Raw genomic sequence first — 21,225 nt, 5'->3', positions numbered from 1 at the left:
GGGTGCCCGGAAACCGCGGGGTCCCGTCCTCCTCCGGGAGGCGGGGCCCCGCGCCCGCGCGCCGGGAACCGGCGGGAGGGGGCCGGCGTCCCCCGGGAGGTACGGAGGCCGATCGCGAGGGGGACGCATGGACGGGCGACGCGTACGGGCGGGGATCGTCGCGGCGGGCGCGCTGCTGGCGGGGTGCGTGCCGGCGGGGTGCGCGCAGGGGTCCGAGGCCGTGGGGCGTACGGAGCGGCAGACCGCCGACGCGTACGTCCGGGCCCTGAACGACCGGGACGCCGCCGCGCTCGCGGAGCTCGGGCCGCCCGGGTACGAGGGCGTCGAGGCGGACGCCCGGGAGCTCGTCGCCGAGGAGGGCGGCAAGGGGCTGCGGGTCGAGACCGTCGAGGTGTCGCACGAGTTCGGCGACGACCTGGCGAGCACGCGGGTCGTCGGCACCGCGCGGGACGGCCGGCCCTTCAGCACGTACGTGCAGATGGTCCGGGAGGACGGGGACTGGGTCGTCGTGCTCGGGCACGCCCCCGGGGCGCCGAAGGGCGGGGCCGGTCCGGCGAGCACGGCCAGGCCCTGAACCCGGGCGCGGAAACGCCGCAGGCCCCGGGAAACGCCGCAGGCCCCGCCCCTCCGAAGCGGAGGGCGGGGCCTTGCGGGTGCGCGGGTGCGGCGTGGTGACTCTTAGTACCAGCCGTTGGCCTGCCAGAACGCCCAGGCGGCGTTCGGGGAGCCGTAGCGCTCGTTCATGTAGTTGAGGCCCCACTTGATCTGGGTGGCCGGGTTGGTCTTCCAGTCGGAACCGGCCGAGGCCATCTTCGAGGCGGGCAGGGCCTGGACGAGGCCGTAGGCGCCGGAGGACGAGTTGGTGGCCTTGAAGTTCCAGCCGGACTCGTGCGAGACGATCTTGCTGAACGAGGCGTACTGCGAGGCGGGCACGATCTGCCGGGCGAGCTCCTGCGGGCTGGCGGCCGAGGCCGTGCCCGTCGTGCCGAGCACCGCGCCCGAGGCGCCGAGCAGCACGGCTGCGGAGGCGGCGAAGGTCTTCTTGCGGTCGGCGGCACGAGTGATGAGCGAGCGGAACAAAACGTCTACCTAACGTCGGGGACTGGGTCGCGCCGGGCGTCACGGCCGTTTCCGACCGTTTCCGGCATGCCGGAACCAGGGCCCGGGGAACCCGGGAACTGGGGGGAACCGGCCTGCCGCGGTGCTGCGGTGAGCACCTGCCGCCTGGCGACGTCCACTACGGAAACAAATCCCCGGGGGGCCGCGCAACGCCCCCCTGTACGAGGAAGGTTCGGACTCCGGCGGCCGGGACCCCGCTCCCGGGGCCGGGCGTTTCCGCAGCTCAAGGGCGGTAATGGGCGTTTTGTGAGACTCGTCCGGTTCTACTATTTCCGGTCGTACGTGACGTGGGTCCTATGAGGCGCCTCACCCGCGGACCCCTTCTCCGGCCCCTCGAATGTGACCTGGGCCTCGAAGTTCGCCCGCCGCGTGGCCCTCCGCAGCGCCCGCAGCAGCGGCCCGCCGACGGTCAGGGTGAGGACGACGGTGAGCACCGCCCGGCCGAGGTCCCAGCCCAGCGAGGTGGCCAGCAGGTACACCAGGAAGCGCGCCAGGTTCTCGCCGACCGGGGCGCCCGGGGCGAAGGAGGCCCCCTCGCCGGCGCCGGTGACCGTCACCCACCCGTACAGATTGGTGACCGTGCCGTACGCGAACGCCGCCAGGAAGCCGTACGCGGCGAGCACCAGCCGCTCCGACCGCCCCCGCAGCCCCGCCGGCAGCAGCCCCGCGCCCATCGAGAACCAGCCCATCGCCAGCATCTGCGTCGGCATCCACGGCCCCACCCCGCCGGTGAGCAGCGCCGACGCGAACATCGTCACCGCGCCGAGGACGAAGCCGAAGCCCGGCCCGAGGACCCGGCCGCTCAGCACCATCAGGAAGAACATCGGCTCCAGGCCGGCCGTGCCCGCGCCCAGCGGGCGCAGCGCCGCCCCCACGGCGGCCAGCACCCCCAGCATCGCCACCGCCTTCGCGTCCATCCCGCAGTCCGCGATCGTCGCCACGACGACGGCGATGAGCAGGGGCAGGATCAGCGCGAAGAGCCACGGCGCGTCGGCGGCGTGGTCGGTGACGGCCGACCCGGCGTCCGCGAAGAGCGGCCAGCCGATGCCGGTCAGACCGACCAGGGAGACGAGCACCAGGGCCGCGACCGAGCGCGGGCCCAGGCGGATCGGGTGGGTCCTCACGGGCGCAGCGCCTCCTCCACCTGCTCGACCGTGAGCCACGGGCGCGGCGCCAGGACCTTCGCGACCTGCGGGGCGAAGGCCGGGGAGGAGACGACGACCTCGGCCGTCGGGCCGTCCGCGACGACCTCGCCGCCCGCGACGATCACCACCCGGTCCGCCAGCTCCGCCGCCAGCTCCACGTCGTGCGTGGCCAGCACGATCGCGTGCCCCGCGGCGGCGAGCGCCCGCAGCCGGACGACCAGCCGGGCCTTCGCCGCGTAGTCCAGCCCCCGGGTCGGCTCGTCGAGGAGGACCAGCGGCGGCGCGGCGGTCAGCACCACGGCGAGCGCGAGCGCCAGCCGCTGCCCCTCGGACAGGTCCCGGGGGTGGGTGGCGTCCGTCACGCCCGGGACGAGCTCCGCCACCAGCGCCCGGCAGGTCCCCGGCGCGGCGCCCGCGTCCGCGTCGGCGGCGGCGCACTCCTCGGCGACGGTCTCCGCGTACAGCAGGTCCCGCGGCTCCTGCGGCACCAGGCCGACCCGGCGGATCAGCTCGCGGGGGTCGGTGGCGTGCGGGGTCAGCCCCGAGACGCGGACGGTCCCGGAGGTGGGCGCGACCGTGCCGACGAGCGTGGAGAGCAGGGTGGACTTGCCGGCGCCGTTGCGGCCCATGAGGGCGACGGTCTCGCCCGGGGCGACCCGGAGGTCGACCCGCCGCAGGGCCTCGACGCGGCCGCGGCGGACGGCGAGGCGGTCGATGGCGACGAGGGGGGCGGTGGGGTCGGGGGCGGGCGCGGACGGGCGGGCGCGGCGCCGGCGGAAGAGGGGGCTTCCGCCGCCCCTCCCCTTCCCGGGACCAGGGGCTCCGTACCCGGGCTCCCGGGTACGGGACGGGGAGGGCTGGGGGAGGGGCCCCGCGGGGCGCCGCTCGTCCAGCCGCGCCTTCAGCTCCCCCGACCTCCGCCGCGCGTCCCGCACCGACAGCGGCAGGGGGTCCCAGCCCGCCGCGCGGCCCAGCGCGACCACCGGGGGGTGGACCGGCGACACGGCCATCATCTCGGCGGGCGTGCCGAGGACGGCCTCCGGCAGCAGCAGCACCCGGTCGGCGTACTGCACGACCCGCTCCAGGCGGTGCTCCGCCAGGAGGACCGTCGTGCCGAGGTCGTGGACGAGCCGCTGGAGGACCGCGAGGACGTCCTCCGCCGCGGACGGGTCCAGGGCGGAGGTCGGCTCGTCGAGGACGAGGACCTTGGGGTGGGTGGTCAGCACGGAGCCGATCGCCACCCGCTGCTGCTGCCCGCCCGACAGCGTGGCGATCGGGCGGTCCCGCAGCTCGGCGAGGCCCAGCAGGTCGAGGGTCTCCTCGACGCGCCGCCGCATCACCGCGGGGGCGAGGCCCAGGGACTCCATGCCGTAGGCGAGCTCGTCCTCCACGGTGTCGGTGACGAAGTGGGCGAGCGGGTCCTGGCCGACGGTGCCGACCAGGTCGGCGAGCTCGCGCGGGTGGTGGGTGCGGGTGTCCCGGCCGTCCACGGTGACCCGGCCGCGCAGGGTGCCGCCGGTGAAGTGGGGGACGAGCCCGGAGACCGCGCCGAGCAGGGTCGACTTGCCGACGCCCGACGGCCCGACGAGGAGGACCAGCTCGCCCTCCGGGACCGTGAGGTCGACGTCCCGCAGGGTGGGCCCGGCGGCGTCCCCGTACGTCACCGAGACGTTCTCGAAGCGGATCACGCGGACGACTCCTCGCGGGCGGACGGTACGGCGGCGGGCGGCGCGGCGGGGGACGGCCGCGGCGCGGACGACGGCGGCGGGACGGGGGCGACGACGGCGGGCAGCAGGCCGGGCAGGACCGACAGGGCCGGCCACAGCGGCAGCTCCGGGGCGGTCAGCGGGACGACCCCGGGGTGCAGGGCGTCCGGCGCGTGGGCGCTGGCCAGGATCATGAGGACGGCCACCGCCGCGCCGGAGGCGGCGACCAGCCAGGAGCGGGGGCCGAAGCGGTCCGGGCGGTAGCGGGTGCGGACGCTCCGCCGGCCGCCGAGCCGCAGCCCCGCGACCGCCGCGAGGAGCCCGGCGGCGAGCAGCGGCAGCCCGTACCCGGCGCCCTGCGCGGCGAGCAGCCCGTACGAGCCGGCGCAGACGCCGAGCAGGCCGCCGAGGGTCAGGACGGTGGTGGTGCGGCGCACGGCCGGCGGGACCTGGGCGGTGCGCCCGTACCCGCGCGCGTCCATCGAGGCGGCGACGGCCACCGACCGCTCCAGGGCCCCCTCCAGGACGGGGAGCCCGATCTGGAGGACCGCCCGGACCCCGCCCGTCGGCCGGCCGCGCAGCCGGCGGGCGGTGCGGAGCCGGACCACGTCCGCGACCAGGTTCGGCGCGAAGGTCATCGCCACGACGACCGCGACCCCCGCCTCGTACAGCGCCCCGGGCAGCGACTTCAGCAGCCGCGCGGGGTTGGCGAGCGCGTTCGCCGCGCCCACGCAGATCAGCAGGGCCGCCAGCTTGAGCCCCTCGTACAGGGCGAAGAGGAGCTGTTCGGCGGTGACCCGGCCGCCGATCCGGATGCCCTGCGCCCACGCGGGCAGCGGCAGCTCGGGCAGCGCGAACAGCTGGTGCGTGCCCGGGATCGGCGAGCCGAGGACCACCGAGAAGACCAGCCGCAGGCCGACGACGAACAGGCCGAGCTTGACGAAGGCGCCGTACGAGCGGGCCCAGGGCGCGTCGGTGCGCCGGGCCGCCACCACGTACCCGGCGACGCCGACGACCAGCCCGAGGAGCAGCGGGTTCGTGGTCCGGGAGGCGGCGACGGCGAGGCCGAGGGCCCACAGCCACCAGGCCCCCGGGTGCAGCGCGTTGCCCCGGTCCGCCGCGGGCGCCAGGAGCCGCGCCCGCCACCCGGCCCGGCCGGGGAGCGCGGCCGGAGGGGTCTCGCTCGCCCGGCTCATGCGCGGCGGCGGGACTTCCAGACGGCCGCGGCGCCGAGGGCGAGGACGGCGCCGCCGCCGACGAGGAGGCCGAGCGACGGGCCGCCGGACTCCTCCCCGCCGGCCGTCGGGGCCGTCGCCGCGGCGGTGGACGCGGCGTCGGGGGCCTCCCCGGTGACCGCCTCGCCGCAGCCGCGCCGCGGGTAGCCCGCGATGCCGCAGAGCATGGCGGAGCCGTCGTAGCGGAGCGGCTTCGCGACCGCGGCGAGGGCGTCCGCGGCGGTGCCGTCGTCGGCGATCCGGGCGCAGCCGGTCGTCGGGGAGGTCTCCGGCGGGGTCTCGCCGGAGGGCGCGTCCCGCGGGGTGCCGTAGTCGACGACGACCGCGATCCGCTTCGTGCCCGGGGCCTTCTCGACGTCCGCGCAGACCGCGTCGAAGTCCGGCGCGGCGGTCGGCTTCGCCGCGTCGGCGGAGTCCTCGCTCAGCGCGAAGCGGAAGCCGACGGCGCCGCCGTCGGCGGGCCGGGCGGTCGCCGGGCCCTGGGCGGCGTAGGTCCACTTCCCGGCGTCGGCCTCCCAGAACGACCAGTACCGGTACCCCGCCGCCTGGGCGGGGGCCGCCGCGCCGAGGGCGAGCAGCAGCCCGGCCGTGCCGGTGGCGAGCGCCCCGGCGGCCCTGCCCCGGCGCGTCACTTCTTGCGGCCGCTCAGGAGGAAGCCGATGCCGACGCCGACGACCATGCCGATGCCGATGATCCACCAGACGTCGAAGCCGAGGAACGAGTCCTCGTCCTCGTCCTCCGTGGAGGCGGCGGAGGTGTCGGGGGTCTTCGGCGCGGGGCCGGTCGCGTTCAGCGCCTTGACCAGGTCGACCTTGCCGAACTCGCGGGGGTCGGCCTCCATCGCGCGCGCGGCCAGGATCAGCTGCGCGTAGGCGGCGGGGCCGGACCGCGCCGCCCACGGGGCGGCGTTCTGCTCCAGCCACTGGAGGGCGGGCTCGGCGAGCCGGGCGGTGCCGGCGGCGGCGAGGGCGACGACGGCGTCGGCGGTGTTGCCGAAGTCCGGCTGCGGCTCGGTCTCGGTGGCGCCGGGCAGCGGCGGGGTGGTGAGGTGGCCGGTCTGCACGAGCGCCTTCGCCAGGTAGGAGGCGCCGTTGAGGGCGGCCCGCTCGACGGTCGGCTCGGAGAGGTCGACGCAGGTCGGTGCCTGCGGCGGGGTGGCCTTCACGGCGGTGATGCCCTTGCCGAGCCCGGCGAGGACGGCCGCCGACGTCGCGTCCGCGTTGGCGGCGAGCTTGCCCGCCTTGTCGGGCTGGTAGGCGAAGGCGCCCGGCCCCTCCTCGTCGGAGCAGGGCAGCGCGAGGGCGAGCAGCGCGTCGTACGGGGTGCGGCCCTGGGCCGAGGTGTACGAGCCGGGCTTGACGCCCGAGGCGGCGAGCGCGCTGACGACGATCGAGGTGGAGTTGGCGTCGCTGGGGCCGCCGGGGGTGTAGCCCCAGCCGCCGTCCTTGTTCTGCACGCCGCGCAGCCAGCCGTAGCCGGACTTCACCGCCGTGTCGATCTTCGTCGGGTCGGCGGCCTCGCGACGGACCGCGCCGAGGGCCTGGAGGGCGACGGCGGTGGCGTTGGAGTCCCGCGTCGTCGTGGCGTCGCAGGGCTTGGCGGTGTCCGCGCGGTAGGAGGCGAAGGAGCCGTCGGCGCACTGCTGGCCGAGCAGCCAGTCCACGGCCTGGTCGGCCGGCTGGTAGCCGGTGGCGCGCTGGGCGAGGAAGGCGAGGGACTGGCGCCAGACGCCGTCGTAGGTCGGGTCGCCCTTGCCGTACAGACCGGGCGGGAGCGCGGCGGCGGAAGCGCTCGGCGAGGGCGCGGCGGCGGCCGTGCCGGTCGCGGCGGTGCTGAGCACGGCTGCCGCTGCGGTGAGCGCGGCGGCGGCGCGGCGGACGCTGATCATGGTTGCCTCTCGTGCGGGCACCGGACACCGGCGCCCCCCGGGGGCCCGCGTCCGGCGCCGTATTCCTCGACGGTGCCGGCGCTCACGTCCCGGGGGGCAGGGCGTTCCGGCTCGCCGCTTTACGGAAGGCGGCTCACGGTTGCGGGTCAGCGCCGGGTTCGCACCGGCTTTCCCCTGCGTTCGGGCATGAAGACGACCGGCCCACTGTACCGGCCCGTACGGCCCGGTCCCCGGGGTGGGAGCCGCGTCACACCGCCACGTACGCCACCGGCTCCGTGCCCGCCACGGCCTCGGCGCGGCCCAGCTTCACCAGGCGCCGGATGTGGGCCTCGGCCTCGCTGACGGCGATGTTGCGGGAGCCGTACGGGATGCGGTCCCAGGGCCGGTTCCACTCCATCCGCTCGGCCAGCCGCCACGGGGTGAGCGGGGTGGCGAGGAGGGCGAGGAGGCCGGTGAGGCGCTCCTCGTGGTGGTCGAGGAGTTCCCGGACCCGGCCGGCGGCGTCGGGGAAGGCGTGCTGGTGGGCGGGGAGGACCTCGGCGACGCCGAGCCGGCCGATCCGCTCCAGGGAGTCGAGGTAGTCGCCGAGGGGGTCCGTCACCGTCGCCTCGTCGGGGTCCTCGTACAGCCCGATGTGCGGGGAGATCCCCGGCAGCAGGTGGTCGCCGGAGAAGAGCCGGCCGTGGCCGGGGAGCCCGGCGGGGTGTTCCTCCTCCAGGTGGAGGCAGACGTGGCCGGGGGTGTGGCCGGGGGTCCAGACGGCGCGGAGCCGGCGCCCGGCGAGGTCGAGCAGCTCGCCGGGGACGATCTCGCGGTCGGGGAGGGCGGCGCCGAGGCCCGGCAGGGTGCGCGTCCGCCCGCCGGCGCGGGCGGCGCGCAGCGGCGCGAGGTGGTCCTCGGGGGCGCCGGCGGCGGCGAGCTTGCGGTCGAGGTAGTCGAGCCAGGCGGCGGGGTCGGACGCGCGGGTGCGGCGGACGACGGCGGCGTCGGCGGCGTGCATGGCGATCCACGCCCCGGACTCCTCCCGGACGCGGCCGGACAGCCCGTGGTGGTCGGGGTGGTGGTGGGTGATGACGACCCCGTGGACCTCGCCCGGCCCGATGCCCAGCGCGCCGAGCCCGGCGGTCAGCTCGGTCCAGGAGTCGGGGTCGTCCCAGCCGGTGTCGACGAGGACCGGGCCGCGGTCGGTGTCGAGGACGTGGACGAGGGTGTGGCCCAGCGGATTGTCCGGGATGGGCACCCGCAGCGACCAGACGCCACCGCCGTGCTCGGTCACCTGCGTCATGGGCGTCCTCGTCTCCGCGTTCCGGTACGGCCTCCGTCCACTATAACGAGAGCTGACGCATCGTCAGAAGATCCTGTACGGCTCGGGGTTCGCCCGTCGTCTTCCCCTGCCGTGGGGGGAGGGGCGGTGGGAGTCCGTCGGCGCGGTGGGGGAGAGTGGGGGGATGGACGCGGACTTCTTGGTTCGGCATCACGACCGGCTGGCGGCATGGCTGAGGGACGGGGAGGCCGGGAGCCTCGACGCGTTCCTGGGCGCGCACCACGAGTCCTTCGCGCTCGTGACGGCGGAGGGCGCGGTCCTCGGCCTGGAGGAGCTGGGGGAGGCCCTGCGCGGCGCGGGCGGCAGCCGGCCCGGCCTGGCGATCCGGGTGGAGGAGGTCGCCGGTGTCGCCCCCGGGGTCTGCCGGTTCCTGGAGCGCCACCTCGTGGACGGCTCCGTCGTGGCCGAGCGCGTGGTGACCGCCGTGGCGCGGGACGGCGCGCTGCTCGCGGTGCAGGAGACCGACCGGCGGCGGGAGGCGGCGGGCCCCGCGTCGCCGGGGGAGGCCGGGGACGGGTATGGCCAAGCGTAACTAGAACTGGTATCAGTTCGGGGACAGTTCTGAGGCACCGTCAGATCCTCCCGGGAGGCGACCGGCATGAGCGAGCTCGTGGAACACGGACAGCTTTTCATCGGCGGGGAGTTGACCGATCCGCTCGGCGACGCCTCCATCGAGGTGGTCTCGCCGCACACCGAGGAGGTCATCGGCCGCGTCCCGCACGCCTCCCGCGCCGACGTGGACCGGGCCGTCGCGGCCGCCCGGCGGGCCTTCGACGAGGGGCCCTGGCCCCGGACGACCCTGGCGGAGCGGATCGAGGTCGTCTCCCGGATCAAGGACGCCTTTGCCGTCCGGCACGAGGAGCTGGCCCGCTCGATCAGCGCGCAGAACGGCTCCCCGTACTCCTGGTCCGTCCTCGCCCAGGCGCTCGGCGCGATGATGGTGTGGGACTCGGCGATCGCCGTCGCCCGCGACTTCGTCTTCGAGGAGCGGCGCGGCGGGGTCCTCGGCCCGCTCCTCGTGCGCCGCGAACCGGTCGGCGTGGTCGCCGCCGTCGTGCCGTGGAACGTGCCGCAGTTCACCGCCGCCGCCAAGCTGGGCCCGGCGCTGCTCGCCGGCTGCACCGCGATCCTCAAGCCCTCGCCGGAGACGCCGCTCGACGCGTACCTCCTCGGCGAGATCGCCGCGGAGGCGGGCCTGCCCGAGGGCGTCCTGTCGATCCTGCCCGCCGACCGCGAGGTCAGCGAGTACCTGGTCGGGCACCCCGGCGTCGACAAGGTCTCCTTCACCGGCTCGGTCGCCGCCGGCAAGCGCGTGATGGAGGTCGCCTCCCGCAACCTCACCCGCGTCACCCTCGAACTCGGCGGCAAGTCCGCGGCGGTGATCCTCCCCGACGCGGACGTGGCCACCGCCGTCGCCGGGATCGTCCCCGCCGCCTGGATGAACAACGGGCAGGCGTGCGTCGCCCAGACCCGGATCCTCGCCCCCCGCTCCCGGTACGCGGAGTACGCCGAGGCGTTCTCCGCCGCGGCCTCCGCGCTCGTCGTCGGCGACCCCCTCGACCCCGCCACCCAGCTCGGCCCGCTCGTCGCCCGCCGGCAGCAGCGGCGCTCCCTCGACTACATCGGCATCGGGCAGGCGGAGGGCGCCAAGCTCCTCACCGGCGGCGGCCGCCCGGACGGCCTCGACCGCGGCTGGTACGTCGAGCCGACCCTCTTCGGCGACGTCGACAACTCCATGCGGATCGCCCGCGAGGAGATCTTCGGCCCGGTCGTCTGCCTCCTGCCGTACGGGGACGAGGCCGAGGCCCTGCGGATCGCGAACGACTCCGAGTACGGCCTCAGCGGCAGCGTCTGGACCGGCGACGCCGAGCACGGCGTCGACTTCGCCCGGCGGGTCCGCACCGGCACCTTCAACGTCAACACCTTCAGCCTCGACATGCTCGGCCCCTTCGGCGGCTACAAGAACTCCGGCCTGGGCCGCGAGTTCGGCCCCGAGGGCTTCTCCGAGTACCTGGAGCACAAGATGATCCACCTCCCTGCCGGATACGGGGACAACTGATGGGCGACCGCTGGCACGTGGAGGTCGACCGGGGCGTCTGCATCGGCTCCGGCATGTGCGTCACCCACGCCCCCGACGGCTTCCGCCTCGACACCGCCCGCCAGTCCCACCCGGTGGCCCCGGAGGCCGACGCGGGCGAACGCCTCCTCGCGGCGGCGGAGGGCTGCCCGGTGGAAGCCATCCTCCTCACCCTGGCGGACGGCGGCGAGCCGGTCTACCCGCCCGAGGACTAGGCCGGCGGAGCCCCGTGTCACACTCCTCCCCTGATCACGGGGCGAACGGCCCCGTGACCCGGGGAGGGAACGCACGTGCAGGGGAAGGGACGGGCCGCTTCGGCGGCCCTGGCGGTGGTGCTGGCGCTCGGCGCCGCGGGCTGCGGGGCGGGGGACGAGCCGGCGAAGGCCGCCCCGCTCCCGCCGCGCCCGGCGGGGACGGGCCCGCTCACGAAGGACGTGGTGCGGGCGGACGTCGACGGGGCGGTGGAGGCGGCGGAGGCGCCGCCGGGCGATCGGGAGTTCTCCGCAGGGATGGAGGAGCGGCTCCAAGGGTGCGCGGTCCACTACAAGGGCTTCGGCGACGAGGAGCACCCGGGCGAGCTCGCCCGGTACGAGGCGGTGACGGCCGCCCTGCGCGAGCGCGCCTGGCGGTTCGCCAAGAAGGGGAACCAGCACGAGGAGCGGGACGGGAAGGTCTTCAGCGCCCAGGAGGTCTTCACGCAGCGCGGCTGGACCCTGGTGGCCGAGTTCCGGCCGGGCGCCGAGGAGGGCCGGGGGACCTTCGGCATCGTGGCCTACGACGACGCGTGCCTGGAGAGGACCGGCCTCTTGGACAAGCTCCGGGGCACGGGAGCCTGACCCGCGCGCACCCGTCAGCGCCCCGCCCGCTCCGGGGCCGTCAGGTCGATCAGGCGGCAGACCGTCTCGATGTCGATCTTCACCTGGGCGATCGAGGCGCGGCCCGAGAGCCAGGTGATGAGGGCGGAGTGCCAGGTGTGCTCGATGACCCGGACCGCCGACAGCTGCTCCGGCGTCGGCTGCTCCGCGCCCATCGCGTCCAGGATGATCGCCGTCGTCAGCCGCGAGACCGTGTCCACCTCGGGGCTCACGCTGCGGTCGGCGAAGGTCAGGGCGCGGACCATCGCGTCGGCGAGCTGCGGCTCGCGCTGGAGCGCGCGGAAGGCCCGCATCAGGGTCTCCGCGACCCGCTCCGCCGGCGCCGCGCCCGCCGGGGGCCGCTTCCGGAGCGTGGTGTGCATGTGCTGGAGCTGGTCCTGCATGGTCGCCACGAGCAGATGGATCTTGGAGGGGAAGTAGCGGTAGAGCGTGCCGAGGGCGACCCCGGCCGCCTCCGCCACCTCCCGCATCTGCACCGCGTCGAAACCGCCCCGGGCGGCGAGCCGGGCGCTGGCGTCCAGGATGCGGCGGCGGCGCGCCTCCTGCCGCTCCGTCAGGGGCGGGGTGGCGGAGGGGCGGTGGTCCGCTCTGCTCTCTGCGGTCATCGGGGTCCCGTTCCGTGCGGTGGGGAGCCCCAGTATGGCGGAGGACGGCCGTGGCGCGAACCTCCTCGGCCGGGTGGTGCGAATCACCTGTTCCGGCGCTCACACGGGAGCTACCTGCCGGTAGATTCGGTGCCCCCCGGTGGATCAAGAGACGCGCCGGGAGACGCCGAGAACGATCAAGTCTGTAACTTGTTCTACATTAGCGCGAGCGGTTACGCTCGCGCGAAACGCACGCTCGAAGGGGGTCGCGCATGACCGCTGAGGCCATAGAGGCAAGCCCCCGGCAGGGCGTCACCGGCTCCGGTGACGGTCCGTTGCGGATCGCTCTCCTCACGTACAAGGGGAACCCCTTCTGCGGGGGCCAGGGCGTCTACGTCCGCCACCTCTCCCGGGAGCTGGCCCGCCTGGGCCACACCGTCGAGGTCTTCGGCTCGCAGCCGTACCCCACCCTCGACGAGGGCGTGACGCTCAGCGAGATCGCCAGCCTCGACCTCTACCGCCAGCCCGACCCGTTCCGCACGCCCAAGCGCGAGGAGTACCGGGACTGGATCGACGCCCTGGAGGTCGCCACCATGTGGACCGGCGGCTTCCCCGAGCCGCTGACCTTCTCGCTCCGGGCCCGCCGCACGCTCGCCGCCCGCCGCGGCGACTTCGACGTGGTCCACGACAACCAGACCCTCGGGTACGGCCTCCTCGGCGGCCCCCGCGCGATCGGCGCCCCGCTGGTCACCACGATCCACCACCCCATCACCGTCGACCGCCGGCTGGACCTCGACGCCGCCGCCGACTGGAAGCGCCGCGCCTCCGTCCGCCGCTGGTACGGCTTCACCCGCATGCAGAAGCGGGTCGCCCGCCGGCTGCCGTCCGTCCTCACCGTCTCCGGCACCTCCCGGGACGAGATCGTCGAGCACCTCGGCGTCCGCGAGGACCGCATCCGGGTCGTCCACATCGGCGCCGACACCGAGCTGTGGTCCCCGGACCCCTCCGTCGCCGAGGTCCCCGGCCGGATCGTCACCACCTCCAGCGCCGACGTCCCCCTCAAGGGCCTGGTCTTCCTGATCGAGGCGCTCGCCAAGCTCCGCACCGAGCGGCCCGAGGCGCACCTCGTCGTCGTCGGCAAGCGCGCCGAGGACGGGCCGGTCGCCCGGGCCATCGAGCGGTACGGCCTCGACGGCGCCGTCCGGTTCGTCAAGGGCATCAGCGACGCGGAGCTCGTCGACCTGTACCGGTCCGCCGAAGTGGCCTGCGTGCCGTCGCTGTACGAGGGCTTCTCGCTGCCCGCCGCGGAGGGGATGGCCACCGGGACGCCGCTGGTCGCCACGGTCGGCGGGGCGATCCCGGAGGTCGCCGGGCCCGACGGGGAGACGTGCCTCGCCGTGCCGACCGGTGACGCGGGGGCGCTGGCCGCGGCGCTCGGCCGGATGCTCGGCGACCCCGAGCTGCGGGCCCGCCTCGGCGCCGCCGGCCGCGAGCGGGTCCTGGACCGCTTCACCTGGGCCCGCGCGGCCCAGGGCACCGCCGAGCTGTACCGGGAGGCCCTGGACCGCCAGGGCGCCCGCCGTCGCTGACCCCGGCCACCCCGTCCGTATCGCCCCCCACGCACCGCCACCGCACCACCCGAACCCCCGCCACTCGGAAGGGCAGACCCCGTGCTGACCGTCGACTTCACCCGCTTCCCGCTCGCCCCCGGCGACCGCGTGCTCGATCTGGGCTGCGGTGCGGGCCGGCACGCCTTCGAGTGCTACCGGCGCGGCGCCCAGGTCGTGGCCCTCGACCAGAACGGCGAGGAGATCCGCGAGGTCGCCAAGTGGTTCGCCGCCATGAAGGAGGCCGGCGAGGCCCCGGCCGGCGCCACCGCCACCGCGATGGAGGGCGACGCGCTCAACCTGCCGTTCCCCGACGAGTCCTTCGACGTCGTCATCATCTCCGAGGTCATGGAGCACATCCCGGACGACAAGGGCGTCCTCGCCGAGATGGTCCGCGTCCTCAAGCCCGGCGGCCGGATCGCCATCACCGTGCCCCGGTACGGCCCCGAGAAGATCTGCTGGGCGCTCTCGGACGCGTACCACGAGGTCGAGGGCGGCCACATCCGCATCTACAAGGCGGATGAACTGCTTGCCAAGATCCGCCAGGCCGGCCTCAGGCCGTACGGCACCCACCACGCGCACGCCCTGCACGCGCCGTACTGGTGGCTGAAGTGCGCCTTCGGCGTCGACAACGACAAGGCGCTGCCCGTCCGCGCGTACCACAAGCTCCTGGTCTGGGACATCATGAAGAAGCCCGCCCTGACCCGGGTCGCCGAGCAGCTGCTCAACCCGGTCGTCGGCAAGAGCTTCGTCGCCTACGCCACCAAGCCCCACCTCCCGAAGGCAGAGGCGTGACGAGCCCCGAGCGGATCGCGGAACACCTGGTCCTGCCCGGGGTCCTCACCGCCGAGCAGGCCGCCGCCACCGTCGCCGGCATCCTCGCCGCCCAGCGCGAGGACGGCGCCATCCCGTGGTTCCGGGGCCACCACCTCGACCCCTGGGACCACACCGAGGCCGCCATGGCCCTGGACGCGGCCGGCGAGCACGAGGCCGCCGCCCGCGCCTACGCCTGGCTCGCCCGGCACCAGAACGGCGACGGCTCCTGGTACGCGGCCTACCAGGACGGCGACCCGGAGGACGTCACCGACCGCGGCAAGGAGTCCAACTTCACCGCGTACATAGCCGTCGGCGTCTGGCACCACTACCTGTCGACCGGCGACGACGCCTTCCTCGACCGGATGTGGCCGGTCGTCTACGCGGCGGTCGAGTTCGTCCTGGGGCTCCAGCAGCCCGGCGGCCAGATCGGCTGGAAGCGCGAGCCCGACGGCACCCCCGTCGCCGACGCCCTCCTCACCGGCTCCTCCTCGATCCACCACGCCCTGCGCTGCGCCCTCGCGCTCGCCGAGGCCCGCGAGGAACCGCAGCCGGACTGGGAGCTGGCCGCCGGGGCCCTCGCCCACGCGATCCGCCGCCACCCCGAGCGCTTCCTCGACAAGTCCCGCTACTCGATGGACTGGTACTACCCGGTCCTCGGCGGCGCCGTCACCGGCGCCGAGGCGCGGGCCCGGCTCGCCGAGCGCTGGGACGACTTCGTGGTCCCCGGCCTCGGCGTCCGCTGCGTCGTCCCCAATCCGTGGGTCACCGGCGGCGAGAGCTGCGAACTCGCCCTCGCCCTCTGGGCGGCGGGGGAGTCCGACCGGGCCCTCGCGGTCCTCCAGTCCCTCGGCCACCTGCGGGCCGCCGACGGCCTGTACTGGACGGGGTACGTCTACGAGGGCGAGGACGGCCGCGAACCGGCGGTCTGGCCCGAGGAGCGGACCACCTGGACGGCCGGCTCCCTCCTCCTCGCGGTCGCGGCCCTCGGCGGCGAACAGGCCACCGTCGCCGTCTTCGGCGGCGAGACCCTCCCGACGGGCCTGGACCCGGACTGCTGCGGGGACTGACCGCACCGCGCGGCGGGCGGCGGCGCAACCCGGACGGGCCGCCCGGGATGGCGGCGCGGAAGGGGGCGGGTGAGGCTGGCGGGACCAGTCCCCCAGGGAGGTTCCGCTGTGCCCAGAAGCCTGTCCCGCGGCATCGCCGCGCTGCTGCTGTCGTGCGCGCTGCTGCTCACCACCGCGTGCGGGAGCGACACCACGCAGAGTCTGTCGACGGGGTCGGCCGCGTCCCCGTCCGCGTCGAGCACCTTCGAGAAGCAGAAGCTCGCGAAGACCCGGTTCGTCGCCAACGCCGGGCTCGCCGCAGGCGCCGCCTACCAGTGGATCGTGAAGCCGTACAAGGCGGGCAAGTTCAAGAAGGGCGCGGACGGCCGCACCGTCGCCCTGGTGAAGGCGGGCCTCGCGGGCGCGTTCACCTACAACCGGCTGAAGGCCGCGGTGAACAACGCCAAGGGCGACCCGCTGCTCTCCAAGGCGGTGGCCCCGCTCTCCTCCGGCATCGACTCCCTCAAGGAGCTCGGCACGAAGCTCCGCAAGGGCGAGGTCGACGCCGCGGACGTCGGCGGCCTGGAGGGCGTCATCAACGGCATCAAGGACGCCGGCAAGTCCGCCGGGGCCGAGGTCAAGGACAAGGTCCCCTCGGCCTCCCAGCTCAGCGGCGGCTGACCGGTCACGCGGCGGCCGGGGCCGCGGCCTCGGCCAGCGTCGGGTAGTCGTTGTAGCCCTTCTCGTCGCCCGAGTACATCCAGTTCTCGTCCCGCAGCGGGTTGAGCGGCGCGCCGGTGCGCAGCCGCTCGACCAGGTCGGGGTTGGCCAGGAAGGCGCGGCCCAGCGAGATCAGGTCGGCGCCGGCGTCGAGCAGCCGCTCGCCCGCCCCCTTCCCGCCGTCGGCGGGGAGGGGGCCGCCGTGTCCGAGCGCCGGGTTGGCGATCAGGGTGCGCGGCCAGGCGGCCCGGATCCGCCGGAAGAGCGGCTGCTCCGGGTCGGCGAAGACCACGTGCAGGTAGGCCGGGCCGAGCGCGGCCAGGGCGGGGACGAGCGCCGCGTAGAGCTCGGCGGTGTCCTCCGCGTCCCCCTCCTCGATGCCGTTGACGGTGACCCCGGGCGAGACGCGCACCCCGACCCGGTCGGCGCCGATCGCGTCCACGACGGCCCGGACGACCTCGACCGCGAACCGGATCCGGTGCTCCACCGGCCCGCCGTACGCGTCGGTCCGCCGGTTGGTGTTCTTCGCCAGGAACTGGTGGAGGAGGTGGCCGTTGGCGGCGTGCACCTCGACCCCCTCGAAACCGGCGTCGACGGCCCGCCGCGCGGCGGCGGCGAAGTCCGCGACGGTCTCCCGGATGTCGTCGGCGGTCATCTCGCGGGGCACCACGGCCGGCCGCCGGCCGCCGGGCACGTGGATCTCCTCGGGCAGCGCGATCGGCGAGGGCGCGACGGGCACGTGCCCGCTGGTGGCGGGGTGGCCGACCCGGCCGCCGTGCTGGAGCTGGAGGAACATCCGCCCGCCGTTCGCCCGCACCGCGTCGGTCACCCGGCGCCAGCCGGCCACGTGGGCGTCGTTGTGCAGGGCCGGGATGTTCGGGTACGTCTGGCCGACGGCGTTCGGGGTGGTCCCCTCGGCGATGATCAGGCCCGCGCGGGCCCGCTGGGCGTAGTGGGTGACCATGAGGGGCCGGGGGACGCCGTCGGCGCCGGCCCGGTTGCGGGTCAGCGGCGGCATCACCAGCCGGTTGGGCAGGGTGAGGGAGCCGAGGGAGGTGGACTCGAAGAGGCGGGAGGACGCCGGTGCGTTCGTCATGCGGGTACCGTAGGAGTTGACACCAGTGTCAGGTTCAAGTCCCTTCTCCCGGAGGCGAGACGACGGATGCGCATCGGTGAACTGGCCCGGCTCAGCGGCGTGAGCGAGCGCTCCCTGCGCTACTACGAGACCCAGGGCCTGCTGCGCTCCGAGCGCACCCCGGGCGGCCAGCGCCGGTACGGCGCGTGGGCGGTCGACCGGGTCGTCCGCATCCAGGCGCTGTACGCGGCGGGCCTGAACAGCCGCAAGATCGCCCACCTGCTGCCCTGCATGCGGGACGCGGACGGCGGCCCCAGCGAGATCGCCACGGACCGGCTGGTCGGCGAACTGACCGCCGAGCGGACCCGCATCGACGCGATGATCGCCGACCTGGTCCGCTCCCGCGACATCCTGGACGAGGTCATCGAGACGGCCTCGGCCGCCCGCGACTAACCGTTCAGCTCCGCCAGCGTCCGCAGCGTCTCCTGGTCCGGGGCCGTGACCAGCAGTTCCGTCACCGGCCCCGACCGCCAGGCGCGCAGCCGTTCCGCGATCCGCTCCCTCGGGCCCACCAGGGAGATCTCGTCGGCGAAGGCGTCCGGGACGGCGAGGACGGCCTCCTCGCGGCGGCCCTCGGCGAAGAGGGCCTGGACGCGCCGGGCCTCGGCGCCGTACCCCATGCGCGCCATGAGGTCGGCGTGGAAGTTGCGGGTCGCGTGCCCCATGCCGCCGACGTAGAAGCCCAGCATCGCCTTCACCGGCAGCAGGCCCTTCGCCACGTCGTCGCAGACCTGGGCGCGGACCATCGGGGCGACGCGGAAGCCGTCGGGGAGCCGCTCCGGCAGGGCGTACACCTCGCGCCAGCGGGTGGGCGGCCAGTAGAGCGGCAGCCAGCCGTCGGCGATCTCCAGGGTCTGCGCGATGTTCCTCGGGCCCTCCGCGCCGAGCAGGACCGGCAGGTCGGCGCGGAGCGGGTGGGTGATCGGCCTGAGGGGCTTGCCGAGGCCGGTGCCGTCCTCGCCCGCGTACGGGAAGGAGTGGTGCCGTCCGGCGAGCCGCACCGGGCCCTCGCGCCGCAGCACCTGCCGGATCACGTCCACGTACTCGCGGGTGGCGGTCAGCGGGGAGCGGGGGAACGGCCGCCCGTACCAGCCCTCCACCACCTGCGGGCCCGACAGGCCCAGGCCGAGCCGCATCCGGCCGCCCGACAGGTGGTCCAGGGTGAGGGCGTGCATCGCCGTCGCCGTCGGGGTGCGGGCCGCCATCTGGGCCACGGCGGTGCCCAGACCGATCCGGCTGGTGTGCGCGGCGATCCAGGTGAGCGCGGTGAAGGCGTCCGAGCCCCACGCCTCCGCCGTCCACACCGCGTCGTAGCCCAGCCGCTCCGCCTCGCGCGCGAGCTCCAGGTGGGCGGGGGAGGGGCCGCGGCCCCAGTAGCCGAGCGCGAGTCCCAGGCGCATGACCGGACTCCTTTCTGACGCATCGTCAGGTGGGTTCCGGGACTGTACGACAGCGGCCCCCCGACCGGAAGCCTTCCGGTCGGGGGGCCGCTGCGGCGGAGCGGGGCGGGTCAGCCGCGCTGGATGCCCGTGGCGTCCTGGAGGACGCCGCGGCGCCCGTCCTGCGTCTGCGCGATCAGCGCCTGGCCGCGCTGCTCCACGGCCAGGTACCAGGTGCCGGGGGCCAGCTCGGCGATCTGCGAGCCGGAGCCGTCCTCCGCGTACAGCGGACGGGCGACCGGGACGGCGAACCAGAACGGCGTGAAGTCCGACGGGGCCTGCGCCTGCGGCTCCGGCTGCGCGGCCTGCTGCGGCTGGCCGCCGAACGACTGGCCGCCCTGCGAGGCGTCCTGCGGGGCCGGGTAGGGCTGCGGGGCCTGCTGGGCGCCCGGGTAGCCGTAGCCGCCGGGGACGCCCGGCTGGCCGGGCTGCGCGCCGTACGGCTGCGGGGTCTGCGGGCGCGGGGCGCCGACGAGCGGGGCCCTCAGGGCGGGGATCATCGGGGCGGCGAGGGCGGCGGCGGCCAGGACGAGGGCGGCGATCAGGCCGAGGATCAGGCCGGCGCCGATGTTGTCGTACTCGAAGACCGTCATGAGCAGGACCCAGGCGGAGGCGATCGTGAAGGTGGCGCCGACCTGGCCCAGCTCCAGGCCCAGGACCTTGCGCGGCTGCGGCAGGCCGTGGGAGAGGACGACGAGCGCCGCACCGGCGATGCCGAGGAGGAAGGCTCCCCAGCCCAGCTGCGAGATCTCCCACGCGTTCGTCGAGCTGTAGTACTTGCACGCCTCGGGGAACGCGGGCGTGGGGTCGCAGCCTTCGTTGAGGTCCAGGAACGAGGCGATGAACAGCACCACCGCAGCACCGATCAGCACGCCATCGCCTCGGGTGAGGGAGCGGATATTCACGTAAGAAGTCCTTCGTCGGGTCGTCGTCGCGTCGGGCAGGCGCCGGTTCTTGGCACGGGGGCGGCCCCATCGTACGGAGCGAATCTATCGCTCGCGGGTTCTACCCCTGGAGGTAGGTCACGATGCCGTCGGCGATGCCCTGGGCCGCCTTCTGCCGCCACACCCCGGACGTCAGCAGCGCGGCGTCCATCGGATCACGCATATTGCCGCATTCGACGAAGACCTTGGGCACCGTTGACAGATTGAGACCTCCGAGATCCGAACGGACGTCCAAACCGGTGCCGCCGCCGAGGTAGTTGGCGGGGGCCGTGCCGGTCGCCCGGCGGAAGGCGGCGGCGATCCGCTCGCCGAGCGCGCGCGAAGGGGCCACGATGGGGCCGGTGTCGGCCGCCCCCTCCTTCACCTTCGCGGGCACGATCACGTGGAAGCCCCGGTGCCCCTTCGCGGAGCCGTCGGCGTGCACGGAGACGACCGCGTCGGCCTTCGCCCCGTTCCCGGTCCGGGCCCGCTCGTCGATGCAGGGCCCGTACGGCCGGTCCGCGTCGTGCGTCAGGACGACGGTGGCGCCCCGCGCCTCCAGCAGGTCCCGCAGCCGGTGCGAGACGTCGAGCGTGAAGGCCGCCTCCGTGTACGCGGCCTTCCCGCCGGACGCGTTCGTCGAGGTCCCGGTGGTGTCGCACTCCTTGCGGGCGGTCCCGATGTCGACCTTCTGGTTGATCTCCCGCACGTGCCGGAAGTTCCCCGGGTTGTGCCCGGGGTCGACGACGACCGTCCGCCCCGCGAGGGGGCGGGCGGCGGCGGTCGCGGCGGAGGCGGAGGCCGGGGCGCCGGCGGGGGTGCGGGACGGGGCGGTCGTCGTCGCGGCCGCCGCGGCCGGGCCCTGGCTGCCCCGCGCGGCCTCGGGGGAGGTCCCGCAGCCCGCGAGGGCGGCGGCGCAGACGAGGGCGGCGAGGGCGGCGGGCAGGGGGCGGATCACGGGGCTCCTGTGGTCGTACGGCACCCCGCGACTCTAGGCCCTCCCGCGCCCGGAACCACGGACCGGCCGGACCGGCTGGGTCACGGTTCGGACGCCGCTCCGGCGATCCGGTGGACGCGTGTGCGGGTCCGGTGAAGGGTAGGAGGAAGGAGCGGCGGTGACGGCTGTCACCGCGCCTGGACCACGAGGGGGAAGCCGTGGCGGGGGAAGAACCGAACGACGCGCGCCCACGACCGGAGCCCGAGGAGCCGCAGGACGCGCCTCCGACGGTCCGCTTCACCGAACCACCGGCCCCCGGCGACCGCGGTGCCGGTACGGGTTCCACCGGCGGCGGGCACGGCGGCACGGGACCCGGTTCCGGTTCCGGCGGGTACGGCGGCACGGGACCCGGTTCCGGTTCCGGCGGGCACGGCGGCACGGGGCCCGGTTCCGGTTCCGGCGGGTACGGCGGCGGTGCGGACGCCACCGCCACGGGCTCCTTCAGGCTGCCCGCGCCCGAGCCCGCCGGCCCCGCCCCCTGGGAGGCCCCGCGGAACGGCGGCGCGCACGGCTCCGCGGGCTCCGCCCCCGGCTTCGGCCCGCCCCCGGGCGGCTCCGACGGCGGTTTCGGCCCCGGACACGGCGGGGC

22 protein-coding genes, 1 pseudogene and 1 riboswitch are annotated in these 21,225 nt (G+C 75.5%); of the genes and pseudogenes, 11 read left to right on the top strand and 12 right to left on the bottom strand.

The genetic code is table 11. The annotated features are described in order from the left end of the window. Positions 1–127: 127 nt before the first annotated feature. Entirely contained in the window at positions 128–574 is a 447-nt protein-coding gene (locus AB0E83_RS17540) for a hypothetical protein (RefSeq protein WP_362111833.1), read from the top strand. Between the two features lie 104 nt (positions 575–678). On the opposite strand, the gene AB0E83_RS17535 is transcribed toward AB0E83_RS17540, so the two are convergent. From AB0E83_RS17535 to AB0E83_RS17505, 7 genes are all read right to left on the bottom strand, one after another. Further along, positions 679–1,080, bottom strand: coding sequence for a transglycosylase SLT domain-containing protein (locus tag AB0E83_RS17535; protein ID WP_362111830.1), 402 nt, complete (start codon positions 1,078–1,080; stop codon positions 679–681). Positions 1,081–1,385: 305 nt separating this feature from the next. After that, positions 1,386–2,243 carry an ECF transporter S component gene (locus AB0E83_RS17530; protein ID WP_362111827.1) on the bottom strand — a complete coding sequence of 286 codons (858 nt, stop codon included), beginning with the start codon at positions 2,241–2,243 and terminating at the stop codon, positions 1,386–1,388. Beyond that, on the bottom strand, positions 2,240–3,952 hold the full coding sequence (locus AB0E83_RS17525) for an ATP-binding cassette domain-containing protein (RefSeq protein ID WP_362111824.1): 1,713 nt from the start codon (positions 3,950–3,952) through the stop codon (positions 2,240–2,242). The genes AB0E83_RS17530 and AB0E83_RS17525 overlap by 4 nt, the downstream gene beginning before the upstream one ends. Next, positions 3,949–5,166: an energy-coupling factor transporter transmembrane component T gene (locus AB0E83_RS17520; RefSeq protein WP_362111821.1), complete on the bottom strand. Its 1,218-nt coding sequence runs from the start codon at positions 5,164–5,166 to the stop codon at positions 3,949–3,951. Before AB0E83_RS17520 ends, AB0E83_RS17525 begins: the two co-directional genes overlap by 4 nt. Then, complete coding sequence (locus AB0E83_RS17515; RefSeq protein ID WP_362111818.1) at positions 5,163–5,837, bottom strand: SCO2322 family protein; 675 nt, start codon at positions 5,835–5,837, stop codon at positions 5,163–5,165. Before AB0E83_RS17515 ends, AB0E83_RS17520 begins: the two co-directional genes overlap by 4 nt. Continuing rightward, complete coding sequence (locus AB0E83_RS17510; RefSeq protein ID WP_362111815.1) at positions 5,834–7,093, bottom strand: prenyltransferase/squalene oxidase repeat-containing protein; 1,260 nt, start codon at positions 7,091–7,093, stop codon at positions 5,834–5,836. Before AB0E83_RS17510 ends, AB0E83_RS17515 begins: the two co-directional genes overlap by 4 nt. A gap of 99 nt (positions 7,094–7,192) precedes the next feature. Next, positions 7,193–7,269: riboswitch (cobalamin riboswitch) on the bottom strand. A gap of 71 nt (positions 7,270–7,340) precedes the next feature. After that, positions 7,341–8,378 carry an MBL fold metallo-hydrolase gene (locus tag AB0E83_RS17505; protein ID WP_362111812.1) on the bottom strand — a complete coding sequence of 346 codons (1,038 nt, stop codon included), beginning with the start codon at positions 8,376–8,378 and terminating at the stop codon, positions 7,341–7,343. A gap of 163 nt (positions 8,379–8,541) precedes the next feature. Between AB0E83_RS17505 and AB0E83_RS17500 the strand changes: the two genes are divergently transcribed. From AB0E83_RS17500 to AB0E83_RS17485, 4 genes are all read left to right on the top strand, one after another. Further along, complete coding sequence (locus tag AB0E83_RS17500) at positions 8,542–8,949, top strand: hypothetical protein (RefSeq protein WP_362111809.1); 408 nt, start codon at positions 8,542–8,544, stop codon at positions 8,947–8,949. A 66-nt stretch (positions 8,950–9,015) separates the two neighbouring features. Beyond that, positions 9,016–10,476: an aldehyde dehydrogenase gene (locus AB0E83_RS17495; RefSeq protein WP_362111806.1), complete on the top strand. Its 1,461-nt coding sequence runs from the start codon at positions 9,016–9,018 to the stop codon at positions 10,474–10,476. Continuing rightward, positions 10,476–10,709, top strand: a complete 234-nt coding sequence (locus tag AB0E83_RS17490; protein ID WP_362111803.1) for a ferredoxin — start codon at positions 10,476–10,478, stop codon at positions 10,707–10,709. The genes AB0E83_RS17495 and AB0E83_RS17490 overlap by 1 nt, the downstream gene beginning before the upstream one ends. 75 nt (positions 10,710–10,784) lie before the next feature. Continuing rightward, positions 10,785–11,330 (top strand): hypothetical protein, encoded by a 546-nt coding sequence (locus tag AB0E83_RS17485; protein ID WP_362111801.1) that lies wholly within the window; start codon positions 10,785–10,787, stop codon positions 11,328–11,330. Positions 11,331–11,344: 14 nt separating this feature from the next. Here the strand turns inward: AB0E83_RS17485 and AB0E83_RS17480 are convergent, their stop codons facing one another. Beyond that, positions 11,345–11,974 (bottom strand): TetR family transcriptional regulator, encoded by a 630-nt coding sequence (locus AB0E83_RS17480; RefSeq protein WP_362111798.1) that lies wholly within the window; start codon positions 11,972–11,974, stop codon positions 11,345–11,347. Between the two features lie 251 nt (positions 11,975–12,225). Here AB0E83_RS17480 and AB0E83_RS17475 point away from each other — a divergent pair, with 251 nt between their 5' ends. From AB0E83_RS17475 to AB0E83_RS17460, 4 genes are all read left to right on the top strand, one after another. After that, positions 12,226–13,542 (top strand): glycosyltransferase family 4 protein, encoded by a 1,317-nt coding sequence (locus AB0E83_RS17475; RefSeq protein ID WP_362111795.1) that lies wholly within the window; start codon positions 12,226–12,228, stop codon positions 13,540–13,542. 81 nt (positions 13,543–13,623) lie between these two features. After that, positions 13,624–14,355, top strand: coding sequence for a class I SAM-dependent methyltransferase (locus tag AB0E83_RS17470; RefSeq protein ID WP_362111792.1), 732 nt, complete (start codon positions 13,624–13,626; stop codon positions 14,353–14,355). After that, entirely contained in the window at positions 14,352–15,443 is a 1,092-nt protein-coding gene (locus AB0E83_RS17465) for a prenyltransferase (RefSeq protein ID WP_362111789.1), read from the top strand. The genes AB0E83_RS17470 and AB0E83_RS17465 overlap by 4 nt, the downstream gene beginning before the upstream one ends. A 108-nt stretch (positions 15,444–15,551) precedes the next feature. Beyond that, a complete protein-coding gene (locus AB0E83_RS17460) occupies positions 15,552–16,103 on the top strand; it encodes a hypothetical protein (RefSeq protein ID WP_362111787.1) in 552 nt (183 codons plus the stop codon). A gap of 4 nt (positions 16,104–16,107) precedes the next feature. On the opposite strand, the gene AB0E83_RS17455 is transcribed toward AB0E83_RS17460, so the two are convergent. Further along, complete coding sequence (locus AB0E83_RS17455) at positions 16,108–17,238, bottom strand: alkene reductase (protein ID WP_362111784.1); 1,131 nt, start codon at positions 17,236–17,238, stop codon at positions 16,108–16,110. A gap of 66 nt (positions 17,239–17,304) precedes the next feature. Here AB0E83_RS17455 and AB0E83_RS17450 point away from each other — a divergent pair, with 66 nt between their 5' ends. Continuing rightward, positions 17,305–17,670, top strand: a complete 366-nt coding sequence (locus AB0E83_RS17450; protein WP_362111781.1) for a MerR family transcriptional regulator — start codon at positions 17,305–17,307, stop codon at positions 17,668–17,670. Here AB0E83_RS17450 and AB0E83_RS17445 read toward each other — a convergent pair. The 3 genes from AB0E83_RS17445 to AB0E83_RS17435 form a co-directional block, all read right to left on the bottom strand. Beyond that, complete coding sequence (locus AB0E83_RS17445; RefSeq protein ID WP_362111779.1) at positions 17,667–18,677, bottom strand: LLM class F420-dependent oxidoreductase; 1,011 nt, start codon at positions 18,675–18,677, stop codon at positions 17,667–17,669. The genes AB0E83_RS17450 and AB0E83_RS17445 overlap by 4 nt on opposite strands. 110 nt (positions 18,678–18,787) lie before the next feature. Then, positions 18,788–19,621 (bottom strand): hypothetical protein, encoded by an 834-nt coding sequence (locus tag AB0E83_RS17440; RefSeq protein WP_362111777.1) that lies wholly within the window; start codon positions 19,619–19,621, stop codon positions 18,788–18,790. Positions 19,622–19,721: 100 nt separating this feature from the next. Continuing rightward, on the bottom strand, positions 19,722–20,621 hold the full coding sequence (locus AB0E83_RS17435; RefSeq protein ID WP_362111774.1) for an N-acetylmuramoyl-L-alanine amidase: 900 nt from the start codon (positions 20,619–20,621) through the stop codon (positions 19,722–19,724). Positions 20,622–20,794: 173 nt separating this feature from the next. Here AB0E83_RS17435 and AB0E83_RS17430 point away from each other — a divergent pair. Next, positions 20,795–21,225: pseudogene (locus AB0E83_RS17430) on the top strand (hypothetical protein); the annotation flags it as partial.

Origin of the sequence: Streptomyces sp. NPDC035033 (genome assembly GCF_040636735.1) — a bacterium.
In the GTDB taxonomy this organism is placed as follows: Bacteria; Actinomycetota; Actinomycetes; order Streptomycetales; family Streptomycetaceae; genus Streptomyces.
This window is presented reverse-complemented; position numbering and strand designations above follow the sequence as displayed.